This window comes from Krasilnikovia sp. M28-CT-15 (assembly GCF_047159595.1).
Lineage (GTDB): Bacteria > Actinomycetota > Actinomycetes > Mycobacteriales > Micromonosporaceae > Actinoplanes.
In genome coordinates this window covers 1250323-1268892 of record NZ_BAAGAK010000001.1, presented here as the reverse complement: position 1 = coordinate 1268892, position 18570 = coordinate 1250323, and the positions used below count along the sequence as shown (strand labels likewise).

The 18570-nt window shown below is 71.6% G+C and carries 15 protein-coding genes; 5 read left to right on the top strand and 10 right to left on the bottom strand.

Features of this window, described 5'->3' with window-relative positions; translation table 11 throughout:
* Position 1: 1 nt before the first annotated feature.
* Positions 2 to 2413, bottom strand: a complete 2412-nt coding sequence (pcrA, locus tag ACMCNO_RS06105) for a DNA helicase PcrA (RefSeq protein WP_412748421.1) — start codon at positions 2411 to 2413, stop codon at positions 2 to 4.
* 179 nt (positions 2414 to 2592) lie between these two features.
* Here pcrA and ACMCNO_RS06100 point away from each other — a divergent pair, with 179 nt between their 5' ends.
* Both ACMCNO_RS06100 and ACMCNO_RS06095 read left to right on the top strand, forming a co-directional pair.
* Positions 2593 to 4473: a bifunctional metallophosphatase/5'-nucleotidase gene (locus tag ACMCNO_RS06100; protein WP_412748420.1), complete on the top strand. Its 1881-nt coding sequence runs from the start codon at positions 2593 to 2595 to the stop codon at positions 4471 to 4473.
* 221 nt (positions 4474 to 4694) lie between these two features.
* Complete coding sequence (locus tag ACMCNO_RS06095; RefSeq protein ID WP_412743106.1) at positions 4695 to 4985, top strand: chorismate mutase; 291 nt, start codon at positions 4695 to 4697, stop codon at positions 4983 to 4985.
* 75 nt (positions 4986 to 5060) lie between these two features.
* On the opposite strand, the gene ACMCNO_RS06090 is transcribed toward ACMCNO_RS06095, so the two are convergent.
* The 7 genes from ACMCNO_RS06090 to ACMCNO_RS06060 all read right to left on the bottom strand — a co-directional run bounded on the left by ACMCNO_RS06090 (position 5061) and on the right by ACMCNO_RS06060 (position 12830).
* The gene (locus ACMCNO_RS06090) at positions 5061 to 6065 is read right to left on the bottom strand and encodes an ABC transporter ATP-binding protein (RefSeq protein ID WP_412748419.1); all 1005 of its coding nucleotides are present in this window, start codon (positions 6063 to 6065) and stop codon (positions 5061 to 5063) included.
* Complete coding sequence (locus ACMCNO_RS06085) at positions 6062 to 7090, bottom strand: ABC transporter ATP-binding protein (RefSeq protein ID WP_412748418.1); 1029 nt, start codon at positions 7088 to 7090, stop codon at positions 6062 to 6064. Before ACMCNO_RS06085 ends, ACMCNO_RS06090 begins: the two co-directional genes overlap by 4 nt.
* A gap of 5 nt (positions 7091 to 7095) precedes the next feature.
* Positions 7096 to 8022 (bottom strand): ABC transporter permease, encoded by a 927-nt coding sequence (locus ACMCNO_RS06080; protein ID WP_412748417.1) that lies wholly within the window; start codon positions 8020 to 8022, stop codon positions 7096 to 7098.
* Positions 8015 to 8941, bottom strand: coding sequence for an ABC transporter permease (locus ACMCNO_RS06075; protein WP_412748416.1), 927 nt, complete (start codon positions 8939 to 8941; stop codon positions 8015 to 8017). The genes ACMCNO_RS06080 and ACMCNO_RS06075 overlap by 8 nt, the downstream gene beginning before the upstream one ends.
* 121 nt (positions 8942 to 9062) lie before the next feature.
* Positions 9063 to 10697, bottom strand: a complete 1635-nt coding sequence (locus ACMCNO_RS06070) for a peptide ABC transporter substrate-binding protein (RefSeq protein ID WP_412748415.1) — start codon at positions 10695 to 10697, stop codon at positions 9063 to 9065.
* Positions 10698 to 10875: 178 nt separating this feature from the next.
* A complete protein-coding gene (locus tag ACMCNO_RS06065; protein WP_412748414.1) occupies positions 10876 to 11541 on the bottom strand; it encodes a response regulator in 666 nt (221 codons plus the stop codon).
* Positions 11538 to 12830, bottom strand: coding sequence for a PspC domain-containing protein (locus tag ACMCNO_RS06060; RefSeq protein WP_412753634.1), 1293 nt, complete (start codon positions 12828 to 12830; stop codon positions 11538 to 11540). Before ACMCNO_RS06060 ends, ACMCNO_RS06065 begins: the two co-directional genes overlap by 4 nt.
* Positions 12831 to 12954: 124 nt before the next feature.
* Between ACMCNO_RS06060 and ACMCNO_RS06055 the strand changes: the two genes are divergently transcribed.
* The 3 genes from ACMCNO_RS06055 to ACMCNO_RS06045 all read left to right on the top strand — a co-directional run bounded on the left by ACMCNO_RS06055 (position 12955) and on the right by ACMCNO_RS06045 (position 16411).
* Complete coding sequence (locus tag ACMCNO_RS06055) at positions 12955 to 14679, top strand: PspC domain-containing protein (protein ID WP_412748413.1); 1725 nt, start codon at positions 12955 to 12957, stop codon at positions 14677 to 14679.
* Positions 14676 to 15068: a hypothetical protein gene (locus ACMCNO_RS06050; protein ID WP_412748412.1), complete on the top strand. Its 393-nt coding sequence runs from the start codon at positions 14676 to 14678 to the stop codon at positions 15066 to 15068. The genes ACMCNO_RS06055 and ACMCNO_RS06050 overlap by 4 nt, the downstream gene beginning before the upstream one ends.
* A 98-nt stretch (positions 15069 to 15166) precedes the next feature.
* On the top strand, positions 15167 to 16411 hold the full coding sequence (locus ACMCNO_RS06045) for a phosphatidylserine decarboxylase (protein WP_412748411.1): 1245 nt from the start codon (positions 15167 to 15169) through the stop codon (positions 16409 to 16411).
* A gap of 58 nt (positions 16412 to 16469) precedes the next feature.
* Here the strand turns inward: ACMCNO_RS06045 and ACMCNO_RS06040 are convergent, their stop codons facing one another.
* Both ACMCNO_RS06040 and ACMCNO_RS06035 read right to left on the bottom strand, forming a co-directional pair.
* Positions 16470 to 17369: a CDP-alcohol phosphatidyltransferase family protein gene (locus ACMCNO_RS06040; protein ID WP_412748410.1), complete on the bottom strand. Its 900-nt coding sequence runs from the start codon at positions 17367 to 17369 to the stop codon at positions 16470 to 16472.
* A 302-nt stretch (positions 17370 to 17671) separates the two neighbouring features.
* Positions 17672 to 18568, bottom strand: a complete 897-nt coding sequence (locus ACMCNO_RS06035) for an NUDIX hydrolase (RefSeq protein WP_412748409.1) — start codon at positions 18566 to 18568, stop codon at positions 17672 to 17674.
* Positions 18569 to 18570: the final 2 nt, after the last annotated feature.

Here is an 18570-nt window from a genome sequence, read left to right as displayed (position 1 = left end):
TCTAGAGCTTCTCCAGCGGGGCGTGCCGCAGCACCAGCCACATCACCTGGTCACCGAAGTCGATCTGCGCCCGCGCACCCGGCCCGTGGCCCTCGACCGTGACCACCCGGCCCAGGCCGTAGCGCTGGTGGTTGACCCGGTCGCCCGCGGCCACCTTGGGCGCCTGCGGAAGGTCGCTGGCGGTGGCCAGGCGGCTGGCGTCGATGCCGAGGCGGCCCGCCAGCTCCCGCGCCTTCGGGGTGCCCCCGGCGAAGCCACCGCCCCGGCCGCGGTCACCGCCGCCGCGCCCGCCGACCCCGCCACCCGTACCGGACCACGACGTGTACGACCCGCCGGTGCGCTCCCAGCGGACCAGCTCGGTCGGCAACTCGTCGGTGAACCGCGACGGCGGGTTGTACTGCGGCTGGCCCCAGGCCGAGCGGGTCACCGCGCGGGACAGGTAGAGGCGCTGCCGGGCACGGGTAATCCCCACGTACGCCAGCCGCCGCTCCTCCTCCAGTTCGGTGTTGTCGCCCAGCGCCCGCATGTGCGGGAAGACCCCGTCCTCCAGCCCGGTCAGGAACACCACCGGGAACTCCAGGCCCTTCGCCGTGTGCAGCGTCATCAGGGTGACCACGCCCTGATGCTCCGGGTCGTCCGTGGGCACCTGGTCGGCGTCGGCCACCAGGGCCACCTGCTCCAGGAAGCCCTCCAGGCTGGCGCCGGGCGAATCCGGGTCGGTGGCCTGGGCCTCCACCCGCTCGGTGTACTCCCGGGCCACGCTGACCAGCTCCTGTAGGTTCTCCACCCGGCCGGCGTCCTGCGGGTCCAGGCTCTCCTCCAGCTCGGACAGCAGGCCGGAGCGCTGCAGCACCGCCTCGAGGACCTCCTCGGGCGGGGCCGTGCGGGCCAGTTCGCGCACGTCGTCGAGGAGCGCCACGAACTCCGCGATGGAGTTCGCCGCGCGGGTGGAGATGCCCGGTGCGTCCTTGGCCTTGCGCAGGCTCTGGCCGAACGAGATCCGGTCGCGGGTGGACAGTGCCTCCACGCACGCCTCCGCCCGGTCGCCGATGCCGCGGCGCGGGGTGTTGAGGACCCGCCGGATACTCACGGTGTCGTCGTCGTTGACCACGGCACGCAGGTACGCCAGCGCGTCGCGGACCTCCTTGCGCTCGTAGAAGCGCACCCCGCCGACCACCTTGTACGGCAGCCCGACGCGGATGAACACCTCCTCGAACACCCGGGACTGGGCGTTGGTGCGGTAGAACACCGCGACGTCGCCGGGGCGTACCTGATCGTGGTCGCAGAGCCGGTCGATCTCCCGGGCCACCCAGTCGGCCTCGGCGTGCTCGGTGTCCGCCACGTACCCGACGATCTGCTCGCCCGCGCCCTGGTCGCTCCAGAGCCGCTTGGGCTTGCGGGACGTGTTGCGGTCGATCACCGCGTTGGCGGCGGACAGGATCGTCTGGGTGGAGCGGTAGTTCTGCTCCAGCAGGATCGTGCGGGCGTTCGGGTAGTCGCGCTCGAACTCCAGGATGTTGCGGATGGTCGCCCCGCGGAACGCGTAGATCGACTGGTCCGCGTCGCCGACCACGCACAGCTCGCCCGGCGCCAGCTCACCCTCGGCCGGGCCGACCAGCTCCTTGACCAGCATGTACTGCGCGTGGTTGGTGTCCTGGTATTCGTCGACCAGCACGTGCCGGAACCGCCGCCGGTACGCCTCCGCGACGTGCGGGTGGGACTGGAGCAGGTGCACGGTGGTCATGATGATGTCGTCGAAGTCCAGCGCGTGCGCCTCCTTCAGGCGGCGCTGATACAGCGTGTACGCCTCGGCGAGGGCGCGCTCGGCCGGGCCCTTGGCGCGGGCCGCGAAGTCGTCCGGCTCGACCAGCTCGTTCTTCAGATTCGACACCTGGGCGGCCAGGCCGCGGGCCGGGTAGCGCTTCGGGTCCAGGTCCAGCTCGCGCGACACCAGCTGCATGAGGCGCCGGGAGTCGTCCGCGTCGTAGATGGAGAAGGTGCTCTTGAGCCCGGCGTGCTCGTGCTCGGCGCGCAGGATGCGCACGCACGCGGAGTGGAACGTCGACACCCACATGAGCCGGGCGCGCGGGCCGACCAGCGCGGCCACCCGCTCCTTCATCTCACCGGCGGCCTTGTTGGTGAACGTGATCGCGATGATCTGGCCGGGGTGCACATCCCGCTCGGCCAGCAGGTACGCGATCCGGTGGGTGAGCACACGGGTCTTGCCGGACCCGGCGCCCGCCACGATCAGCAGCGGCGATCCGGCATGTGTCACCGCGTCGCGCTGCGGGCCGTTCAGGCCGGTCAGCAGCGCCTCGGGGGAGATCCGCGGCGCCGGGGAACGGCGCGCTGGGGGATCCTGCACAGCGGGCGTGGCGAACAAGGGCGGCGTGTTCTCAGGAAGGGCTAGCATCGCGGGAGCAAGTCTATGTCGCGGCACCGACAGGTTCGCCGCCACGCGGGCCCCCCGCCGCCCGGACCAGACGCTCGAAATCGAGTTGTCACCCGGCAGAGGTAGCGGTGACCAGCGTCGATGCACGAGGCTGTCGACGATCGTCTGGAACCGTACCCCCTATCGGGAGACCAAATAACATGAACCACCCACGCCTCCGCGGCAGGTTTGCGTTGCGTCACCTCGCGGCGTCCGCCCTCGCTCTGACAGTCGCGGCCACCCTGCCCCTGACGCAGAGCACCGCCGCCGCCGCGGCGGACCCGAACCCGCACCCTGATGTGCTCGCTGCGGCGCAACTGCCCGGGCTCGCCCCCGCAAGCGTTTCGCACGGGCTGCCCCTGGGCCGGACCGTCAACGGCCAGTTCCTCAGCTACAACGACTTCCACGGCGCGATCGACCCGCCGGGTGGCAGCGGCGCGGCCGTGAACGGCGTCCCCGCGGGCGGCGTCGAGTACCTGGCCACCTGGCTGAAGAAGCTGCGCGCCGAGGCCGCCGACGAGGGTCGCAAGACCATGACGGTCGGCGCGGGTGACCTGGTCGGCGGCACCCCGCTGGTCAGCGCCGCGTTCCACGACGAGCCGACGATCGAGCTGATGAACGAGATCGGGCTGCAGGTCAGCTCGGTCGGCAACCACGAGTTCGACGAGGGCGTGTCCGAGCTGCTGCGGCTGCAGCGCGGCGGGTGCCACCCGGTCGACGGCTGCCAGGACGGCGACGGCTTCGGCGGGGCGGACTTCACGTACCTGGCCGCCAACACGATCAACAAGAAGACCGGCCTGCCGATCCTGCCGCCGATCGACATCCGCTTCGTCGGCGGCGTGCCGGTCGGCTTCGTCGGCCTGACCCTGGAGGGCACGGCCGGCATCGTCAACCCGGCGGGCATCAAGGACGTCCGCTTCGCCGACGAGGTCGAGACCGCCAACAAGTGGGGCAACCTGCTGAAGCTGTTCGGCGTCAAGGCGCAGGTGCTGCTCGTGCACGAGGGCGGCCAGCAGAACCCGCCCGCGGGCACCACCGCCGGGGTGTCGGACTGCACCAACTTCTCCGGGGCCATCGCGCCGATCGTGGCCGGGCTCAACCCCGAGTTCAGCCTGGTCGTCTCCGGCCACACGCACAGGTTCTACTCGTGCACCCTGCCGAACCGGGCCGGGACCTCCGTGGTCACCAGCGCCGGCAGCAACGGTCAGCTGATCACGGACATCGACTACACGCTGGACCGGCGCACCGGCCGCTTCGCCGAGGTCAGCGCGCACAACGTCGTCGTCGAGAACGGCGTGCCGGACGGCAACGGCGGCTGGCTCAAGGACGCCAAGGGCGTCTTCCTGAAGAACCCCGACACGGTGGACCCGGCGGCCAAGAAGGTCGCGGACAAGTACCGCACCGCGGTAGCCCCGATCGCCAACCGCGTCGTGGGCTCGATCACGGGCGACATCGTGCGCACCGCCACCCCGGCCGGGGAGAGCCCGCTCGGCGACGTCATCGGTGACGCCCAGCTCGCGTACACGCGGAGCCAGGGGGCGCAGCTCGCGCTGATGAACCCGGGCGGCATCCGCGCCGACTTCGACGCCGAGGCCAGCTCGGGCGGCGAGCAGAACGGCCAGATCACGTACGGCGAGGCATTCACGGTCCAGCCGTTCAACAACCTCGTGGTGACCCAGACGCTGACCGGGGCGCAGCTCAAGAACGTGCTGGAGCAGCAGTTCGTCGGATTCGGCGGGCAGACCACCCAGAAGATCCTCCAGGTGTCCAAGGGGTTCACGTACACCTGGAGCGCGTCCGCGGCGCCGGGCAGCAAGGTTCAGGACCTCAAGCTCGACGGCGTGGCGATCGACCCGGCGGCCGGTTACCGGGTCACCTCGAACGACTTCCTCGCCAACGGCGGTGACGGGTTCACCGGCTTCACGGCGGGCACGGACCGCGCCACCGCCCCCGGCTTCGACGTCGACGCGCTGGTGGCGTACCTGGGTGCCAACGCGCCGGTCGCACCGGGCCCGGTCGACCGGATCACCACCACCTCCTGATTCCCACCCTCCGGGCCGTTTCCTTGCGGAGCGGCCCGGAGCCAGGGCATACTCGGCTGCGTGACCCAGCAGGCGCGATTTTTCTCCTATGGCACCGGAAGTCCGGCCGCCGTAGGACGCGTCTGAACGACAGACCTACATCGAGCCCCGGGCTTCCCAGCCCGGGGCTTGATGCTGCCCGGGCCAGGCAGACCGGGGCGCACGCACCCGAGGAGCAGGACATGACCGCCGACACGCTGGACACCACGACCGGCGCCGCCGCGACCGAGGCCGCGACCGAGATCCGTACGATCCGTGAGCGCATCGACGAGATCGACCAGGCCCTGATCGACCTGTGGCTGGAGCGGGCCCGGCTGTCCCAGGAGGTCGGGCGCACCCGGATGGCCTCCGGCGGCACCCGGCTGGTGCTCTCCCGCGAGCGGGAGATCGTCGAACGCTTCCGCGAGGCGCTGGGCGCGGACGGCACCCAGGTCGCCCTGCTGCTGCTGCGCGCCGGCCGCGGCCCCCTCTGACCGGGGCAGCACGAGGCCCGCATCGCGGCGCCCGGGTCAGCGGGGCAGCACGAGGCCCGCATCGCGGCGCCCGGGTCAGCGGGGCAGCAGCGGGCGCGGGTCGGCGAAGTGGCAGGCGCTCGGGTGGGCCGAACGCTCCCGGACCTGCAGCAACGGCTCGTGCTCCGCGCACCCGGGCTGGGCCTTCCAGCACCGGGTGCGGAACCGGCACCCCGACGGCGGGTTCGCGGGCGAGGGCACATCGCCCTCCAGCACGATGTGCTCGCGGCGGCCGCGCAGCCGCGGGTCCGGCACGGGCACGGCGGACAGCAGCGCCTGCGTGTACGGGTGGGTCGCCCGCTCGTAGATCTGGGCGTCGCCGCCCTCCTCCACGATCTTGCCCAGGTACATGACCGCGACCCGGTCGCTGATGTGCCGCACCACGGACAGGTCGTGGGCGATGAAGATGTACGAGAGCCCGAACTCGTTCTGCAGGCTCTCCAGGAGGTTGATGACCTGCGCCTGGATCGACACGTCCAGCGCCGACACCGGCTCGTCGCAAACGATGATCTCCGGCCGCAGCGCGAGGGCCCGGGCGATGCCGATGCGCTGGCGCTGGCCGCCGGAGAACTGGTGCGGGTAGCGGTTCACGTGGTCCGGGTTCAGCCCGACCGTGTCGAGCAGTTCCTGCACCCGACGGGTACGGCTGCCCTTCGGCGCCACGTCAGGGTGGATCGCGAACGGCTCCCCGACGATGTCGCCGACGGTCATCCGCGGGTTCAGCGACGTGTACGGGTCCTGCATCACCATCTGGATGTTGCGCCGGGCCTTCCGCAGCGCGCCCCCGGAGAGCCGCACCATGTCCTGCCCGCGCACCATCACGGAGCCCGCGGTGGGCTTCTCCAGCCCGACGAGCAGCCTGGCGAGGGTGGACTTGCCGCAGCCGGACTCGCCGACCACCCCGAGCGTCTCGCCACGGTGCAGCCGCAGGTCGACCCCGTCGACCGCGCGGACCGCGCCGACGGCGGAACGGAACACGATGCCCCGGGTGATCGGGAAGTGCTTGACCAGGCCACGGGTTTCCAACACGACGTCACTCATCGCCCGACGACCTCCCCCCAGAAATGGCAACGGACGTGGCGCCGCGGGGCGATCGTGTGCGCGGGCGGCGGTTCGTAGCGGCAGACGTCGCGGGCGTAGGAGCAACGCGGGTTGAACGCGCAGCCGGGCGGGATGTCGGTCAGCGTCGGCGGCAGCCCCTGGATGACGTTGAGCTGCCGCCCCTTCATGTCCAGGCGCGGGATCGATTCGAGCAGGGCCTTCGTGTACGGGTGCCCTGGCCGGTCGTAGATGTCGAAGACCGGCGCCTCCTCGACGACCTTCCCCGCGTACATGACGCAGATCCGGTCCGCGACGTCCGCGACCACACCCATGTCGTGTGTGATGAGCAGCAGTCCCATGTTGCGTTCGCGCTGCAGCTCGGCCAGCAGGCCCATGATCTGCGCCTGCACGGTGACGTCGAGGGCGGTGGTGGGCTCGTCCGCGATGAGCACGTCCGGGTCCAGGGCCAGCGCCATCGCGATCATGACGCGTTGCCGCATGCCGCCGGAGAACTGGTGGGGGTAGTCGTTGATCCGGGTGGCTGCGGCCGGGATGCGGACCCGGTCCAGCAGGTCGATCGCGCGTCGCTTGGCGTCGGCGCGCGACATGCCCCGGTGCACCCGGAACAGCTCGGCCAGCTGGAACCCCACCGAGTACACCGGGTTCAAGGCGGACAGCGCGTCCTGGAAGATCATCGCGATCCGGTTGGCGCGCACCGTGCTGCGCTGGAACTCGGGCAGACTCAACAGGTCGACGCCGCGGTAGCGGATCTCCCCGCGGGTGATGTAGCCCGGCGGCGTGTCCAGAATCCCCATGATCGCCTGGGCGGTCACGGACTTGCCGCAGCCGGATTCGCCGAGCAGGGCCACGGTTTCGCCCGGGGCCAGCCGCAGGCCGGCGCCGTTCACGGCGCGCGCCACGCCATCGCGGGTGCGGAACTCCACGTGCAGGTCGGTGACCTCGAGCAGCGGGGCGCGCGGGTCGGTACCGGGCAGGGCGTCCAGGTGCGCCATGATGTCCGTCATCGGGGTCACCGCAGCTTCGGGTCGAAGGCGTCGCGGATGGCGTCGCCCAGCATGATGAAGGCCAGCACCGTCAGGGCCAGGAACAGCGACGGCCAGATCAGCGGCCCGGCCGCGGTCCGCACGTTCGGGCCGGCTTCGTTGATCGCGATGCCCCAGCTGATCGCGTCCCCCTTGAGCCCGATACCGAGGTACGACAGCGTCGCCTCGCTGGCGATGTTGACGCCGAGCAGGATCGTCAGCACGACGATGAACGACGCGATCGAGTTCGGCAGGATGTGGCGCATCATCAGCCGCATCGGACCCGCGCCGAGCATCCGGGCGGCGGCGACATAGTCCTGGTTGCGGGCCGCGATCACGGACGAGCGCATGATCCGGGCGGCCGTGGTCCAGCCCAGAATGCCCAGGGTCAGCGTGACGGCCAGGATGCCGGTGCTGTGTGTACCGGCGGACAGCCGCTTGGCCAGCACGATCGCGGCCAGCAGGAACGGGATGCCGAGCACGATGTCGATGAACCGGGACAGCACCGCGTCGACCCAGCGGCCGAAGTAGCCCGCGGTGAGGCCGAAGGTCAGCGCGATCACGCCCGCGATGAGGGTGGCCAGCACGCCGATCACGATCGAGGTGCGGGCCCCGTAGACCGTGCGGGCGTACACGTTGCAGCCCTGGAAGTCGTACCCGAACGGGGCCTCGGCGCTGGCGCCGTGGTACTGCTGGCCGAGGCTGCATGCCCGCGGGTCCGCCGAGGTGAACAACGACGGGAACGCCGCCATGATCAGGACGAACGTGACGAGCACCGCGGCGACCCAGAAGATCTTGTTGCGGCGCAGATCGTGCCAGGCGTCCGCGGCCAGGCTGCGGGAGCGGTCCGCCACATGCCGGCGTACGCCCGTGGCGGGCGCCTCGGTGGTGGTGACTGCTTCGAGATCACTCATACCGGATCCTCGGGTCCAGGGCCGCGTACAGCAGGTCGACGATCAGGTTCACGACCAGGAAGACGATCACCAGAACGCTGACGAAGCCGACCACCAGCGGGCCGTCCTCGGTGCGGATACCGCGCAGCAGGTTGAAACCGACCCCGGGAATGTTGAACACGCCCTCGGTGACGATCGCCCCCGACATCAGCGCACCGATGTCCACCCCGATCAGGGTGATCACCGGGATGAGCGAGTTGCGCAGCACGTGCACGCCGATGACCCGCCGCCGCGCCAGACCCTTGGCCCGCGCGGTACGCACGTAGTCGGCGCGCAGGTTCTCCGCCACGGAGGCCCGGGTCACCCGCAGCTGGGTGGCCACCACGAGGCTGCCCAGCACGAACGCGGGCAGCAGCAGGGCGTAGAGGCTGGGGTCGCGCCCGGCCGTGGGCGGGAACCAGCCGAGCTGGATGCCGAAGACCAGCTGGGCCAGCGGGGCCAGCACGACGATCGGCAGCGCCAGCACGACCAGCGTGAGCACCAGGGTGACGTTGTCGAAGATGCTGCCGCGCCGGATGCCGGAGACCACCCCCGCGACGAGCGCGACGGTCGCCGAGATGACGATCGCGATCAGGGCCAGTTTGATGGTCACCGGCCACGCCTGGGCCATCATGTCGCTGATCTTGCGGCCGGTCAGCGACCGGCCGAGGTCGCCGGTCAGCAGCCCTTTGACGTAGTACCAGTACTGCACGAGGAACGGGTCGTCGAGGTGATAGCGCTCGGTCAGCGCACGCCGGACGTTCTCCGAGACGGGCCGTTCCCCGACCAGCGCCTGGATCGGGTCGTCCGCGTTGGCGAACGTCAGCGCGTACACGATGAACGTGGCGCCGAAGAAGGTGAGCACCATCTGCAGCAGGCGCCGCACAAGGTAGCGAAACATGTCGGTCAAGCCTCTTTTGGCGGGCAGGAGGCCCCCCGCGCCTCGTGAGCGTGGCGAACCTACGGGTGGAGCAAGACGGTGGCCGCCCCGGGTGACACGGCCCGGGGCGTCACCAGCGGCGTCAGAAGGCGGCCACCTCGATCTTGTAGATGTCGACCTTCTGGAACAGGTCCACGGTCACGTTGTCGACCTTCTCAGAGAAGCCGAACACGTTCTGCCCGAACCGCAGCGGGATGACCGGCATGTCCTGGACGAGGATGTCCTCGGCCTGCTGCCACTTCTTGATCGCCTCGGCGTTCGTCTTGGCCGCGGAGCCCTCCGCGACCAGGCTGTCGAACGCCGGATTGCTGTAGCCGTAGTAGTTCGACGAGCCGGTCGTCGTGTACAGCGGGCCGAGATAGTTCTCCATCAGCGGGTAGTCCATGATCCAGCCAAGCCGGATCAGGCCCACGGGCTGCTTCTTCTCCACCTTGGTGAGCATGTCCGCGAACTTCGGCTCGGCGCTACCGGTGCAGTTCACCCCGAGCGACGACTTGATCTGGTTGCACATCGCGTCGACCCACGCCTTGTGACCGCCGTCGGCGTTGTACGTGATCTCGATCGACGACGGGCCACCGGCCGCGACGTACTGCTGCTTGGCCTTGACCGGGTTGTACTCGCAGTTCGGGCCGCAGGCGTTCGGCCGGAAGCCGGCGACCACGGGCGACACGAACGACGTGGCCGGGGTCTGCGAACCCTGGAAGATCTGGTCCGTCATCTCCTGACGGTTGATCGCCATCGACAGCGCGCGACGCACCTCAGGCTTGGCGAATTCCTTCTGGAAGGTCGGGAAGCCCACGAAAGCGAACGCCGAGTTGGGGCTCTTCTGGAAGCGGTCGCCCAGGTCGCTGGACGCCTTGCCGAGACTCTCGATCGGGATCTGGGTCTGCACGTCGAGGTTGCCGGTCACCAGGTCCGCGTACTCGGCCTGCGGGTCCTGGTAGACCTTCCAGGTGATCGCGTCGACCTTCGGCACCGCGCCCTTGAAGTCCGCGACCTTCTCGACCTGGATCTGCGAGTCGTGCTCCCACTTGCCCTTCAGCTTGAACGGGCCGTTGCCGATGATCGCGTCCTCGAAGCCTTCCTTGATCACGCCCGGCGCGGAGAACGCCGCCTTCGGCAGCGGGTAGAAGGCGGTGTAGCCCATGACGGACTTCCAGCCCGCGAACGGCGCCGACAGCGTGATGGTGAAGGTGTGGTTGTCGACCTTCTTCAGCCCGCGCAGCGTCTTGGACTTGGGCGCGGGGGCCTTTTCCGGGCCGTCGCCGTCCGGGTCCTTCGCCTGCAGGTCGGCGTACCCCTCGATGCGCTCGAAGAAGTACGAGGCGCCCTGGCCGTTCGGGCCGTATGCCCCGTAGTTCCAGGCGTCGAGGTAGTTGTCCGCGGTGACCGGTTCGCCGTTGCTGAACGTGAAGTCGGGCTTGATCTTCACCGTCCAGGCCTTGTTGTCCGGGGACGTGATGCTCTCGGCCGCGACCTCGACCGGCTCGTTCTTCGCGTCGAACGTCACCAGCGGATAGAACAGCGAGGAGAGGACCTGCAAGCCGTTCGTCTCGGTGGTGTTCGTCGGGATCAGGTGCTGTGGCTCCGCGATGCCGATGACGACGCTGTTGGGCAGCGTCTCGGTGTCCTCGGTCCCGTCACTGCTACAGCCGGCGGCCGCCAAGACGACAGCGGCCCCGCAGGCCGCCACCTTCCACAGGCTTCTAGCAGGCATGGGCGGTGCCTCCTTCTCCGAAAACGCGCACGTGGGGGGCGCTGAATCAGCAGGTGAGTGTGGCACAGGCCATCGTCACCGGCGCAGACCGTTACCAAGCCGATACTGCGGTGGCACGAGACATTACCGACTTTCGGCCGCCAGCGGCAGAGTCCGACTTTCCGCGAATAACCGCAGTTCAGACCAGGCGACGGTCCGCTGCCCACCGGGACAGCTCGTAGCGGTTCGACATCTGCAGCTTGCGCAGCACGTTCGAGACGTGGGTTTCCACGGTCTTGATGGAGATGTACAGCTCCTTGGCGATCTCCTTGTACGCGTACCCGCGGGCCAGCAGGCGCAGCACCTCCCGCTCCCGGTTGGTCAGCTGGTCCAGCTCGGGATCCGCGATCGGGACATCCGGCCGGGACGCGAACGCGTCCAGCACGAAACCGGCCAGGCGGGGGCTGAACACCGCGTCCCCGTCGGCCACCCGGCGGATCGCCGCGGCCAGCTCGTCCGGGGAGATCGTCTTCGTGACGTACCCGCGGGCACCGGCCCGGATCAGGCCGATCACGTCCTCGGCCGCGTCCGAGACGCTCAACGCCAGGAAACGCACCTGCGGATGGGTGCGGCGCATCGCCTCCAGCACCGCCCGGCCACCGCCCTCGGGCATGTGCACGTCCAGCAGCACCACGTCCGGCAGCGTCGCCGCGATCCGCGACACCGCCTCGGCGACCGTGCTGGCCTCCCCGACCACGTCGACGTGTGCGCCAAGCTCCGCGCGCACCCCCGCGCGGAACATCGCGTGGTCGTCGACCAGGAACACCGTCAGCCGCCGCGCCGGGGCCTCGTCCGCTTCCGTCATTTCGCTGCCTCCTTCGACGCGGTCACGCCCTCCCGCGTGGCGGGCAGAGTGAGGCGGACCTCCGTACCCTCTCCCGGGGCGCTGCGGATCTCCGCGCGCCCGCCGTGCCGCTTCATCCGCCCGATGATGGAACCGCGCACCCCGTGCCGGCTCTCTTCCACCTCGTCCAGGTCGAAACCCGCCCCGCGGTCGCGCACGAACACGCTCAGCTCGTCCGCCTCGACCTCGGCGTACACCGAGACGGTCTGCACCCCGGCGTGACGGGCCGCGTTGACCATCGCCTCCCGGGTCGCGGCCACCAGCGCGGCGACCCGCTCGTCGCAGTCCGTGTCGCCCACCACGACCGCCTCGACGGTGATCGCGTAGGTGTCCTCCACCTCGGCGGCGGCCTGCTCCAGCGCCGCACCGAACTTCTCCGTCGGCGACGCGGTGGGCTTGTACAGCCAGCTGCGCAGGCTGCGTTCCTGCCCCCGGGCCAGCCGCTGGACCTCCTTGATGTCCGTGGAGTTGCGCTGGATCAGCGCGAGGGTGTGCAACACCTGGTCGTGGATCATCGCGGCCAGCTCGGCGCGCTCCTGCTCGCGGATCCGGCCCTCGCGCTCCGAGCGCAGCTGGCCGAACGTACGCCACACCAGCGGCGCCACGACCACACCCACGCCGACCAGGCCGACCAGGGCGAACAGCACGCCGTTGATGACCGAGCTGAAGTTGCTGCCCGCGGGGGCGTACACCGCGACGACGCCGATGATGCCGACCGCGACCAGCACCCCGCCGCCGATGAAGCGGAACAGGAAGGAACGCCGTTCGCTCTCCGCCACCACCGCCGCCATCCACGGTGGGCGGGCGGGGTCGTCCGCCCAGTGCCCGCGCCGGGACGGGTCGGACTGGTGCCAGATCACGCCCGCGCCCACCGCGATGACCGCCACCAGCCAGCCCGCCGTGCCGTCGACACGGTCCTTGAAGACGAGGCTCTCCAGCAGCACCACCCCGGCCCCGATGGCGGCGAACGGCAGCAGCGCCGCCCAGTCCCGGCGGGCTCGCGGCTCACCGGTGGGGTGTTCCTGCGGCAGCACCGCCCAGAACGCGGCGTACAGCATCAGGCCCAGGCCGTTGAAGCCGAGCAGGACCACGAACGCGACGCGCACCGCGAGCACGGGCACGCCGAGGTGGCGCGCCAGCCCGGACGCGACCCCCGACACGATGCGGTGGTCGCGCGGCCGGTACAGGCGGCGCGGCGGCGGGTGCGGAGCGGTGGCGGTGATCAGGTCCTCCCTCGGTACGACTCCGATCGTCACACGTACGGGCCGCCGCGGCCACGGGGGACTCCCCCACCTCTGCGCCCGCCGTTTCTCAGGGTGGCCTCAGGGTCCGCGCCGGAGGCGCCTCGGGCCAGGCCACAATCAGTATCGAGCTATGACCGACGAAGCTGCCGGGTCCCGACCGGCCACGACCGGCACCGGTCCGTCGCAGGACGCACCGGCGCCGTCCGCCGCGCCCAGCGCGCCGCCACCGGCCGACCCGCCCTCCCCGCCACCGGCAGCCGAGCCGCCGAGCCCCGGCGAAGCACCGCACCCTGGCGAAGCAGGTGAAGGTGGCCACCCGCCACCGCCGCCGGGTGGTGGGCAGGTGCCGCCACCGGGTGGTGGGCAGGTGCCGCCGGCCGCGCCGCCGCCGTGGTTCGGGGCGGCCGACGGTCCCTCGTTCTCCCGCGAGCGCCTGATCCGCCCGGCCACCGGCCGGTACCTCGCCGGGGTCTGTGCCGCCATCGGCCGGGCCACCAACACCGACCCCGTCCTGTGGCGGGTGCTGCTGGTCGTGCTGGGCTTCTTCGGCGGCGTCGGCCTCCTGCTGTACCTCATCGGCTGGCTCGTCATCCCGGCCGAGGGCGACCTCGGCTCCCCGATCGAGTCGCTGCTGGGGCGCGGCCGGTCCCGGATGGCACCGCCGACCGTCGTGCTGCTCGGCGCGGCCACGGCGCTCACCTTCGCGTTCATCGTCCAGGACGGCTTCCGGACCACCCTGCTCGGCGGGGCCGTGCTGCTCGGCGCGGCGCTGTTGATCAGGCGCAACTCGGGCGGTTCGGGGGCCGCCGAGGCCGGGGCCGACGCGGGAGCGGCATTCCCGGCCGCCGGCGGCCCACCCGCTGCCGCGGCGAGCGCGCCGCACGGCGACGCGCCCCCCGGCTACCAGGCGCCCCCCGGCTACCAGGCGCCCGCCGCGGCCGGGCCGATGCCGCCACACCCGGCCGGGACCCTGCCCGATCCGCCCGGCTACGCGCCGCCCGCCCCGTCCGCCTACTCGCCACCCACCCCGCCCGCCTACTCGCCGCCCACTCCGCCCGGTCCGGCGGCGCCCAACCCGCCGGGCTACCTGCCCCCGCTCAACCCGCGGCCGGGTGCCCACCAGGGGCCGCTGAACCCGCCGCGGGGCGGCTACCGGCCGCCGTTCGCGCCGCACGGCCCCTGGGCGGGCGGTGCGGGCCAGCCACCGTACGAGACCGCGCCGCAGCCCAAGGCACCGAAGCCGCCCAAGCCGCCGCGTGAGCGTTCCAAGCTCGGCCGGATCACCTTCTTCGCGGTCGTGATGGTGATGGGGGTGCTGGCGCTCGCCGACCTCTCCGGCGCGAGCGTGCCCGTACCGGGCTACTTCGCGGCGGCGCTGGCCACCATCGGCCTGGGCCTGCTGATCGGTACGTGGTTCGGCCGCGCCCGTGGCCTCATCGCGCTGGCCCTGATCACCACGGTCGGCCTCCTGATCTCCTCCGGCGCCCAGCAGGTGGGCGGCCACATCGGCAGCACGGTGTACCGCCCGGCGAGCCTGGCCGCGGTGGCCGACCGGTACGACTTCACGGTCGGTGACGCCACCCTGGACCTGCGCGGCGTGGACTTCGCGGGCCAGACCCAGGAGACCACGGTCGAGATGAAGCTCGGTCAGCTGCGGGTGCTGCTGCCGGAGAAGGTCGACACCACCGCGTCGGTGAATCTCGACACCGGCCGGGCGCTCGTGTTCGGCCGCGAATGGGACGGCGACAACCTCACCGAGCAGCAGGTCGTCGACCTGGGCCCGGACGGCGCGGGCGGCGGGACGTTCAAGCTGACCATCAAGATGAACGCGGGCAACGTGGAGGTCACCCGATGAGGCCGCATCGCATGGACGGGGTCTCGCTGAGCTTCGGCCTGATCTTCGTCGGGATCGCCGCCTGGTGGGCGGTCTCCCAGGTCGTCACGGTACGGCTGCCGGGACTGGGCTGGCTGGCGGCGATGGTGCTGATCGCGTTCGGGGTGTTCGGGCTGCTCGGCGCGATCCGGTCCGGTCGGCGTACCGATGAGGTGCCGGTCCCCGTGGCCGCCGAGGCCGTGGTGGAGGAGACCCCGGGCGACCTGCCGCCGCAGATGCACGCCGACATCGTGCGGGAGCTGCTCGACAACCCGGCGACCCGGATCGATCTGGAACCCGGTACGGCCTCGCCGGACCGGATCCAGTCCGGCACGACCCCGCCGGAACCGCCCCGGCGCGACGAGGCGTGACACGCGCCGCCCGCCGACCGCACCCGTGGGTACGGTCGGCGGGCGGCGCAATATGCTCGTCGGAGTCCGCCCGACTTCGCGCGAGGAGCTCGCACACCATGACACCGTTTCCCGCCGTCCCCGCGGCACCCGTGGCCGGTGTCGGTCCCCGCACCGCCCGCGCCCTCACCGCCGAGTTCGCCCGGCGCAGCGCCGCCAGCTCGGCCCTCGTGCTCGGCGCGGACCACGCCGGTGACGTGGTCGCCGCCGCGCTGGAGGCGCTGCTGCCCGGCGACACCCTGACCCTGGTCCCCAGCGACCGGACCACCCCGAGCCTGCTGCGCGACCACATCACCGGGCTCGGCAGCTGGATCGCCGACCGGGTGCGGATCGTGGAGTCGCTGGCCGACGCGGACCCGGCCGACGTGGTGATCGTGGCCGAGCCGCTCACCGGCACCGCCGAGGACGTCCGCACCCTGCTCGACGGGCTGGGCAAGTACCTCACGGACGGCGCCGTGGTCACGGTGGCGACGCCGGCCGTGCCCGGCCGCACCGCGGGCGCAGCCGCCGAGCTGTTCCGGCAGGGGGCGCTGTTCGGTGTCGGGTCGGACCTGGTGCTGCGCAACCAGCCGCCCATGCGGGTGCACCGGCTGCGCTTCACCCCGGCCGACACCGCGGTGGCCGCGACGCTGGCTCCCGCGTACCGGCCGTCGAGCGTGCCGGTGACCCGGACGATGCACATCGACTCGAACGGTGTCGCCGCCGCGGGGATCGCCCTCGGCCTGGCGGCGCTGGCCCGCACGGCCCGCCCGAAGTCGAAGCTGTGGCTGATCCCGGCGCTGGCGGCGGCCCCGGTCGCGGCGTTCTTCCGCGACCCGGAGCGGGACGTACCGGCCGACGCCGACGCGGTCGTGGCGGCCAGCGACGGGCGGGTGCTGTCAGTCGAGCGGATGCGCGACGAACGGTTCGGCAACGGCGAGTTCCTGCGCGTGGCGGTCTTCCTGTCCGTGCTCGACGTGCACGTCAACCGGGTGCCGGTGGCCGGCCGGGTCACCGACTACTTCGTCGAGGAGGGCGGGTACGCCAACGCGATGACCGCTGCGGCGGAGCACAACGTGGCGGCCTACACGGTCCTGGACACCGACCACGGCACGGTGGTGGTGGCGCAGCGTACGGGCCTGATCGCCCGCCGGATCGTGCAGCGCACGCCGGTCGGCGCGCTGGTCGCGCGTGGTGAACGCCTGGGCCTGATCCGGTTCGGCTCGCGTACGGACGTCTACCTGCCCGCGGACCGCGCCGAGGCGACCGTCGCGGCGGGCGACAAGGTGATCGGCGCGAGCTCGGTCATCGCCCGCTGGATCTGAGCAGCACGAGAAGGGCCCGCCCCAGGAAACCGGAGCGGGCCCTTCTCGTTGTTGTCGCTCAGGCGGTGGCGCGGCGGGTGCGCAGCCACAGCACCGGGCCACTGATCAGGTACGCCGTGACCAGGAAGACGAAGGTCAGCCGGGCGTCGACCAGCGCGCCGACGATCGGCAGCAGCCACAGCCACGGCGGCAGCTTCACGATCCGGGCCAGCTTGGCGTACGGGAAGCTGGAGACCATCGCGAACGCCAGCAGCGCGACCCCGGCCAGCAGCGCGATGCCCGGGATCGGCAGCCCGATGAGCACCGTCAGGGCCAGCACCGCGGCAGCCATGGTCGTGGGCACGCCGCAGAAGAACTTGCCGTCCTTGGGCGAGACGTTGAAGCGGGCCAGCCGGATCGCGGCGCAGCCGGCGACCAGCATGCAGGCCACGGCGGCGGCAGCGGTGGGCACGGTGTGCGCCAGCGACGCGTACACCACGACCGGGGCGGCCAGGCCGAACGAGCACATGTCGGCCAGCGAGTCCATCTGCGCGCCGAACGGGCTGGACACGCCGAGCTTGCGGGCGAGCGCGCCGTCGAGGCCGTCGAAGGCCACGCAGGCGACCAGGCAGGCCGCGGCGAGGCGGGTCTCGCCGTGCATGCCCAGGAAGATCGCCAACAGGCCGAGGCTCAGGCTGGCCAGGGTGCACGCGTTCACCAGGGCGAACCGGGCGCGGCGGGCGAGGGTGTGCTCCCCGGGCAGCAGCGACGTGCTCGGCTCCGCAGCGGGCGCTGCCTGCAGCGGCAGGTGCGCGACCGGGCCGGGCACCCCGCGTCCACCGTACGGGTATGTGACGGTGTCGGTGCCCGTGTAGATCACCTCGGCGCGGGTGGCCGTGGCCGCCCGACCGGCGTCGCCGGAGCGGCGCCCGACCCTGACCAGCAGGGCCTGCCGGGCGATCGTGCCTCCGCGGCGCAACCGGCCTGCCCAACGGCGTCCGGCGGGACGGGGACTATCCGTCGTGCGACGCCGGCGCCAAGGGGTTCTCGGCACGTGCTCCTCCATCGTGGGATCGGTCTCCCGCCTGCTCAGCAGCGGCGGGCGGGGCCTGGTCCGTCTCTCGGCTCGTTGGCGGGTTACACCATTGCACAGCCACCCGGTCTTGGCGAGAGACCGATCGACCGGTTGCGCACAACGGTGTCCGCCACCTGACTTCCTCACTCGGCGGACGGGCAGACCCCGGTTTAACCCTGTCCCTGTGCTGAGTCTATCGGACCGGTTCAGCCCGTGACCTGTCGTACCGCCGACCGTGCGACCTCGGTGAGCGGGAGCGCCTGCGCCTCGGCCGGGCTGAACCACCCGGCCTCGGCGGTGGAGCCACCCGCCGCCTCTGTCACTACGGGTACTGTCGGCACAGGGATCAAAACTCTGAACAGCACCCGGATGACGTGCCAGTCGACCGGCACTCCCTCGGGGCCCAGAGCGGCCGGATCGTACTTGTGGGAGATCGACAGCAGGCCGGTGATCCGGCCCTGTTGTGAGGTCTCCTCGACCAGTTCCCGGGCGAGTGCCTGTTCGGGGGTCTCCCCGTGGTCGGTGCCGCCGCCGGGCAGGTGCCAGCGGTCCGCGCCGGGGTATCCGGGCGCGATCCGGGTGAGCAGGATCCGCCCGTCCGGATCGGTCGCGACCGCGTACGCCCCGAAGCGCTGGACCCGGGTGGGCGTGGCGAGGGGCACATCAGCACCGGTGAGCGGCTCCGCGTCCGCCACCGGCAGGCCGAGCAGGCGGGCGGTCCACGGCTGCAGCGCCAGCGCGCCCAGGTCGGCGCCGGAGACCCAGGCCACCGCATCGGTCGTGCCGTCGATCTCGTCGCGCAGCGCCCCCGCGTACGGCTCGACGTCGTAGATCACCCGGTCGGTGTGCTCGTACGCCCCGGAGCTGGGCAGCCGGACGACGTCCGCGGTGACCTCGCGCACGCGCAGCACGCGGACCGCGAGGCCGGTCTCCTCGGCGAACTCCCGCACGACCGCGTCGTCGGGGTGCTCTCCCTGATCCACGCCGCCGCCGGGCAGGGTCCAGACGCCGGGGAACTCGCTGGCGTCGGAACCCCGGGCCAGCAGCACCCGGCCGTCGCCGTCGCGCACCAGCCCGTACGCCCCCACCCGTCTGATCCGCACGC